6 protein-coding genes and 1 pseudogene are annotated in these 7,214 nt (G+C 62.6%); 2 read left to right on the forward strand and 5 right to left on the reverse strand.

The genetic code is table 11. From position 1 onward, the window contains the following. Positions 1-98: 98 nt before the first annotated feature. A pseudogene (locus TX78_RS08525) lies at positions 99-326 on the forward strand (IS3 family transposase); the annotation flags it as partial. Here the strand turns inward: TX78_RS08525 and TX78_RS08530 are convergent. From TX78_RS08530 to TX78_RS08550, 4 genes are all read right to left on the reverse strand, one after another. Next, positions 315-698, reverse strand: a complete 384-nt coding sequence (locus TX78_RS08530; RefSeq protein WP_044495334.1) for a hypothetical protein — start codon at positions 696-698, stop codon at positions 315-317. The pseudogene TX78_RS08525 and the gene TX78_RS08530 sit on opposite strands and share 12 nt — an antisense overlap. Beyond that, the gene (locus TX78_RS08535; protein ID WP_044495336.1) at positions 695-1,030 is read right to left on the reverse strand and encodes a helix-turn-helix domain-containing protein; all 336 of its coding nucleotides are present in this window, start codon (positions 1,028-1,030) and stop codon (positions 695-697) included. The genes TX78_RS08530 and TX78_RS08535 overlap by 4 nt, the downstream gene beginning before the upstream one ends. Continuing rightward, positions 1,027-2,133, reverse strand: coding sequence for a tyrosine-type recombinase/integrase (locus TX78_RS08540; protein ID WP_044495503.1), 1,107 nt, complete (start codon positions 2,131-2,133; stop codon positions 1,027-1,029). Before TX78_RS08540 ends, TX78_RS08535 begins: the two co-directional genes overlap by 4 nt. Positions 2,134-3,577: 1,444 nt before the next feature. Continuing rightward, positions 3,578-5,536, reverse strand: coding sequence for a heavy metal translocating P-type ATPase (locus tag TX78_RS08550; protein ID WP_456152314.1), 1,959 nt, complete (start codon positions 5,534-5,536; stop codon positions 3,578-3,580). Between the two features lie 168 nt (positions 5,537-5,704). Here TX78_RS08550 and TX78_RS08555 point away from each other — a divergent pair, with 168 nt between their 5' ends. Beyond that, complete coding sequence (locus tag TX78_RS08555) at positions 5,705-6,040, forward strand: ArsR/SmtB family transcription factor (RefSeq protein WP_233722215.1); 336 nt, start codon at positions 5,705-5,707, stop codon at positions 6,038-6,040. 57 nt (positions 6,041-6,097) lie between these two features. Here TX78_RS08555 and TX78_RS08560 read toward each other — a convergent pair. Next, positions 6,098-7,214 (reverse strand): amidohydrolase family protein (locus TX78_RS08560; RefSeq protein WP_147640453.1); only part of this gene is annotated, 1,117 nt, incomplete at its 5' end.

Below are 7,214 nucleotides of genomic sequence, written 5' to 3' on the forward strand. Positions count from 1 at the left end.
GAGCAAACGCGACATCATCCGCTGCCTCAAGCGCTACGTCATCCGCGAGGTCTACCACCTCATCAAGATGAACCCTCGAACCGGTGAGATCGCGACTTGACTGCTATAGGAGCGTCAATGCCGCGATGGAGAGCTTCTTCAGCCTGCTGCAGAACAACGTCCTCGACGCGAAGCCCTGGGCCACCCGCGAGGAGCTTCGGACCTCTATAGTCCGGTGGATCGAGAGGACTTATCACCGAAGAAGGAAGCAGAAGGAACTCGGGAAATTGACCCCGGTCAAGTTCGAGGAGAAACTACTGACCCAGGCCCTGACTCTAGCGGCCTGACAAGGAAACCCCACCTGTCACCCGTTCCTGCATCAGCCCCATGTGCCCGGTGGAGGGATCGGTGAGCAGGGTGGTGAGACGCTCGGTGAGGATGCAGCGGGCGCAACGGGTTGCGCCGTAGGGGTGGTCCTCACGTCCGCACTCGGCGCAGGCGAACACGGACTCCTCGCCGGCGCATCCTGCGCAGACCAGCACCCCGTAGCTGCTGGTGGAGGGGTAGGCGATCGGTCGTAGCTCGAAGCACTCGGGGCAGAGGGCCGGGTGGTAGGCGATGTCGCGGCGGCAGCGGTAGCAGATCGGCCCGGTTGGCAGCATCACCGTGGCGGTGAGGTGAGCGCAGCGGGCGCATTCCCGGTGTTTGGTGCGGGTCACTCGGTGGTGCCGTCAGGGCGTCGAACCCGAGCACGCACCGGGCGCAGGTCGCCGATTCCGGGACCGCTGTCATTGACGGCCGGTGCCTGGCGCTGTTGTTCGACGTGTAGCTCCAGCAGGTCTGAGGGGGTGCAGTCCAGGATGTCGCAGAGCGCGGCGAGCAGGTCGGTGTTGATCCGCTGGGGTGGTTTTGTCACGATCCGGTGCACCATCTGCCGGGATATCTCGATCCCGCGCTCGTGCAGCGGATCGACCAGATCGGTGGTGGCGAACATGGCCTTGGCAGCCATGAGCTGGCGCAGGTGCCAGCGCATCGTCAGCTTCCTGGTCATCGCTCCTCCTTGCTGTTGTAGACACGCGCGAGTGCGGCCTTGAGAGTCTTGGTCTTGAAGTCGTTGGACACCGAGGTATAGATCGCGGTGGTGGAGGCGTAGGAGTGACCGACCTGCTCGGTGACGAACCGTTCAGGGTAGCCGAACTCGACTAGATGCGTCACATAGGAGTGCCGCAGACAGTGCAGCGACAGGTCCGCGCCGAGGCCGGCCTGCTCCCGCAACCAGGAGAACCGGCGATCCATCGTGTTCACCGAGATTCGCTGGCGCCGCTCAGTCAGCCAGAGAGCGTCACGATCAGCCGAGACAAGCAACGGCCGCGCTTCCTCGGCCCACTGCCGCATCCCCTCGACTACCCAGTCAAACTCGGGGACCGTGAGCACACTCCGGCGCCGGGGCGTGCCACCGCGGACTGCTTTGCCGTAGCGGACGTGGACCGCGCCGTAGGTGCCCCATTGACGCATGTGCGGGTTCGGGCGCAGGTCCGCAATATCGAGGTTGCAGAGTTCACGGCGGCGTAACCCGTAGGCGTAGCAGGTCTTGACCATCTGTGCGTCGCGCAACGCAGCCCACGCACCCTTACGACCTGAGCGGGTGATGCGCTCCACCCGCGCGTCAAGGAAGTCAAACAGGTGCTGCAACTCCTCGTAAGTGAACGGGCGCCTGCCCGGCCGGCCCTCGTAATCGTTCAGATGCGCGACCGTGTTGAAGTCATGACAGACCTGCGAGGGGATCGACCCGAACCGCTGCTCGCATTCGCCAACCCACCCGTAACGGCCATCGAGCAGGTAGTCGCAGAACATCCGCAACGTCAGGTGATAGCTGCGGATCGTTGACGGCGCCAACCTCGACCCGCCACTCATCAGCGAGACCGTGAAGTCCTCCACATCGACCGGACCCCACCGCCACGGGAACGAACCTGCGAACTCCGCGAAACGGCGCAGCAGCGCCATCCGCGGCTCGATCGTCGCCTCGGCCAGCAGTCTGGACTTCTGCTGCCTCTCCCACCCGACCAGCATCGCGGCGAACACCGCCGCCTGCTCGTCCATATGAACCACGCCCGAGGCCAGCACCAGACGCGCAGACCCCGGAACCTCCGCCACCACATCACTCCAAATTGTCAACTTTAGTTTTACAATGACAAACACAAGTTACCACAAGGTGGCGATACCACTGCCCCCAACGAGCTCAGCATCGAGCCGTGGGCCATTCGCAGCCCTGCACCCGCCTGAGCGGACAACTCTGAGTTGATTCGCGGACTTAGCCCTCGATCTGCAAGAGGTGTGATAGCTCTGCGGGTCGATAGAAGAGGACCTGAGCTGGCAACTCAATCGGTAGCTGGAGGCGACTGCCGAGGCGTGGTTCCTGAGATTGGCCGCCGGCGAGGCGATTCGACCGGGCGGCTTGAGCTCATCGGCGTCTGCAGTGGTGCACCTGATAGGTGATCAGCCCGACATAGGCTCCATAAGGGTTCAGCGTCCGGGGTCGCTGTTCTCCGGATACGGCGGCCCTAACCTCGCCATCGAGGACGTCTTCAACGCCGAAACCATCTGGTACTCCGAAATCGATGAACCCGTCGCCCGCGTCTTCGCCCATCACTGGCTCGACGCGCCGAACCTGGGGACATCGCCCCCATCGACTGGAACGAAGTACCGCCGGCGGACATCCTCTGAGACAGGTTCCCTGTCAGGACGTCTCGACCGTAGGTAAGTGGGTCTGGCTCTCAACACGCGGTCTGGGCTCTGGTCGCACATGGCCGCCGCGGTCGAAGCCCTGCAACCGCAGTGGACGATGATTGAGAACGTTCGCGGACTGCTCTCCGCACCTGCTGTCCGCACCACCCCAGAAGGACCAACCGATGACCGAAGCAACCACGCCATCCAATTCCCGAATCAAGTGCGGTCGCGGCCCCTCACTTCACTCATCAGAGCTTCCAATCATCGCTTTCGCGTTTTGGTCCTTGCCCATCCCTCTGTTCCGGGCTCCGCTGACGTCGGACTCCTCCCGTGGCAGGGAGAGTTTGGAACAGGTGAAGGCTCGGCGTAGGACCATCCGCGCTGTCTCACCAGATCAAAGATCTCGTGCTCCACGGGCCCGAGGGCGCACTGTAAATAATCGACGAATCTGAGATGCTGTGGCCACTGATCGAGGACATCTTCACCGCTGGGGACGCTACGCCCATGCCATTGCACGATGGGAACACCTCACTGGACGGCACGCTCCCGCTCCAGCACTGCTGAGTGAAGTGAGGGGGCCGTGACCATCATCAGCTTTCGTTGAATGACTTATGGGGTTCGAACCCCGCTGGGCCACCAGCGCCGACTTCGGACTCAGCCAGGCCGAGCAGCTGCCGGGCTCGGCAATGGCGCCGTGCTAAGGCAGCAGCCCACGCACGGAACGCACTTTTCGCCACCGCGTGAAGGATTACGGCACTAGGGCTGTCTTCGCGGAGCCGACCGAACGGACCGTCACCAGCGTTATCGAGTTGGATATAAATAGCCGCCCGGTTGCCGATGTCCTGTCCAACAGCTTGTAAGCTTTGGTCGCTTAACCCTCAGACAGGTGGACAGGTTTGTCTTCGTGTTCGATGCCGGCGTGTTCTTTGCCTTTGTCGAAGTTCAGTAGTCGTAGCGCGTTGGCGACCACGATGAGGGTGGAGCCTTCGTGGACGAGCACGACCGCGCCGATGTTCAACCCGAGGAATGTGGCGGCGATGAGAATGACTACGATGGCGAGGCTGGCGATGAGGTTCTGTCGAATGATCTGGCTGGTGGCGCGGCTAAGGCGCACGGCGAAGGGCACGCGTCCGAGATCATCGCTCATGAGCGCGATGTCACAGGTCTCCAGCGCGACTGTCGAGCCGGCGGCTCCCATGGAGATGCCGACGTTGGCCCGTGCCATGGCCGGGGCGTCGTTGACACCGTCCCCGACCATCGCGATGGGACGGTAGCGTTCGGAAAGCCGCGTGATCTGTTCGACTTTGTCCTCCGGGAGCAGGTCTCCAATGGCTGTGTCGACCCCTACGTCGCGGCCGACGGCATCGGCAACGCGCTGATTGTCACCTGAGATCATGATGAACTGGCCCACGTTGGTCTCTCGGAGAGCTCGCAGGACATGGGCCGATTCCGCGCGGGAGGCATCCATGACTCCGACGAGGCCGAGGAACCGATCACCGCGGCGGACGATCATCAGGGTCTGGCCGGAGTCGAGGGCTTGAGCATAGGCCTGCTGGAGGTTGGCGGGAAGCGTGATCTGCTGCTCATCGAACATGCGCAGGTTTCCTACCTCGATGCTCTGGTCGCCGATGCTGGCTCGGACACCGCGGCCGACGACGGCGTGGAGATCCGTGGCCTCTAGCCGCTGGGATGTGGGAACGCGGTCGCCCAGGTCGCGCACGATGGCGCTGGCCAGGGGGTGGTCGCTGAGGGATTCCACGGCCACCAGGGTTGCGAGCAGGTCTGCTTCGGTTGCGTCGTCGGCTGGGATCACGGAGGTGACTCGCGGTGCTCCCCAGGTCAGAGTGCCGGTCTTGTCGAAGGCCATTGCCTTGACCCGCCCCAGGGTCTCCAAGGGGGCACCTCCCTTAACGAGGACACCGGCGCGGGCCGCACGGGCTACTCCAGCCAGAACAGCGGCAGGGGTCGCGATAGCCAGGGCGCAGGGGCTGGCCGCGACCAGCACCGTCATCGCGAGGTAAAAAGCATCGGCGAAAGGTTGTCCAAAGACATACATCGAGACCAGCAGTGTGACGGCGACGCCGAGGATCACCACGGGAACATACCAGCGCTGGAAGCGGTCGATGAACTGCTGGGTCGGTGAAGCCGCCTGATCTGCGGTACGCACGAGATCGACCACCTTGCTCAGGGTTGAGTCTGCCGCTGTGGCGGTGACCTCGATCTCCAGCACTCCAGAGCCGTTGACGGTGCCAGCGAAAGCGCGGTTCGCCGCCGGAAGGGTATCGACGGTGAGCCTGGCTCGGCCCGGGTCGGCCACCGGTTCCTTCTCCACCGGGATCGACTCACCGGTGACCGCTGCCTGATCCACCGCGGACAAGCCGGACACGACGAAGCCATCGGAGGGGATTCGGGAGTTCGGGCGAACGACCACAATGTCTCCGACGATGATCTCCTCCACGGGAACCTCGCCGGGCTCGTTGTCACCACGGCGCACCAGGGCGGTGCGGGGTGCGAGTTCGGCAAGGGCCTCGATGGACTTGCTGGCACGGCTCAGGGCGTACTCCTCCAGCGCATGACCCAGGCTGAACAAGAACAGCAGCACAGCGCCCTCGCCCCACTGTCCGATCAGAGCCGCGCCCAGTGCCGCGACCAGCATGAGGAAATCGACCTCGAATTTTCCTCGCAGCGTCGAGGAGATCGCAGTACGGATCGTGAAGTACCCGCCGAAGAAGTACGTGGCAAGGAAGAACGCCAGCGGCCACCCGATCATGGGCAGGCCTAGTGCGTATTCGGCGATCATGCCTGAGGCGTAGGTGATGCCCGCGGCGATGGCGAACCATAGTTCCTACCGGGGCGAGCCGTGTGCGTGAGCGTTCTCCTGCGTGCCAATGGCCGGAGCGGGCGTCGAAGTTGTCATCATGGATACATTTATACATCACAATATTGTGATGTGTCTATATGTTGTTGAGAGTCATTGTCGTCGGGCACAATGGAGCACGTGAAGACGGATGAGACACCAGCGGTCGCAACACCGCTCTCCGAGGCAGACGCCGAGCAACTCGCACAGGTCATGCAAGCCCTCGCATCACCTGTCCGCCTCCGCATCCTGAGTGTGCTCCGCTCCGAACCGACCACAGTCACCGAACTCGGTGACCAGCTAGGAGTGAACCAGACCAGCGTGTCGAACCACCTGCGACTGTTGCGGCACCTAAGCCTGGTCACAGGCAACCGCCACGGCCGGCACATTTCCTACTCGCTCTTCGACGACCATGTTGTAGAACTACTTGACGAAGCCATCGGCCACGTCAAGCACCTGCCGCATCTGGAGGGATGAGACCGGCACAAGTCCTAGCTTGTCCAGAATCCACCCACAATGGTGAGTCTCCTCATGTCAGGACCCGATGAGTCGCTCTGGGTCGTGTACAGCTTTGCCACCAAGGATGGTCAGGCGTACTTGGGTCTTGCTGATCTCGTCGACGTTTACCGTCAGTGGGTCTTGATCGGTGACGATCACATCACCGTAGGTGCCAGGGGTGAGTGAGCCGATCTCTGGCCAGTGGAGGAGGCGTGCAGCTTCGGTCGTCCACATGGACAGTGCCTCGCTCGATGAGATCTCTTGCGCAGGGCCGCGATTGCGATAACCGGACTGTCCGAACGCGTGAGTCAACGCAATCTCGAGTTGCTCAAACGGATTCTTCGGTCCCCAGTCGGTTCCTGCTGCTACGGTCATTCCCGCGTCGAGGCAGTCCCGCAGCGGAAGCAGTCTGGACAGAGTGTCGGTGCCAAAGTTCTGACGATAGACGTCCCCCTTGCCCCAGGCGAACATCATCGTGGTGGTCAGGTCGATGTTCAGGGCCCGGTAGCGGCGGATGTGATCGGCTTCGAGGAACGGGCTGTGAACGAGTAGCCAATTCAGCGAAGCGATATCGTACTCCCTTCTGAGTCGCTCCAAGAGGGCGAGGTTCTCATCATGGGCTCGCAGGCCCCCGACGATGATGTTGAGCCTGAGCCGGTGTTCAGCACAGAATCGCATGATCGTTTCGATCGTCTCCGGCAGCACCTGTAGACGCCCGAGCGTAGGCGCCCCGTCCGGTCCTGGGTACGGCTCGCGCATCAGTGCATGGCCGGTCGAGCACAACCCGTCCCAGATCACGCTGAGTCCACAGTGGCGATACCACGGATCGTCAAGGGACTTGGAGTCGCGCGCTTCTAACAAGGTCTCAGCCAAGGGTGCTTCGTGCTGGCCAGGCAGCCCAACAGGGGCGCACTCCTGGGCCACCATGACCCTCATGCGGAGTCGGCCAGCATCACGGAGCGCCTGATAGGTACCGGCTTGGTCGCCGTCCATCATGTGATTCTCAAAGACAGTGGTCACTCCTTGTGCCAGGTACTTCTCAATCGCGTTGAGTGTCCCCGGCACCAGCGACCCCACCTGCAGGAACGGCACGCTTTGCCAGATCGAGGTGCCGAACGCGTCGTAACCGTAGTAGTTGTTCACCGCACCGAAG

The organism is Nesterenkonia massiliensis, from assembly GCF_000455245.1.
In the GTDB taxonomy this organism is placed as follows: domain Bacteria; phylum Actinomycetota; class Actinomycetes; order Actinomycetales; family Micrococcaceae; genus Nesterenkonia; species Nesterenkonia rhizosphaerae.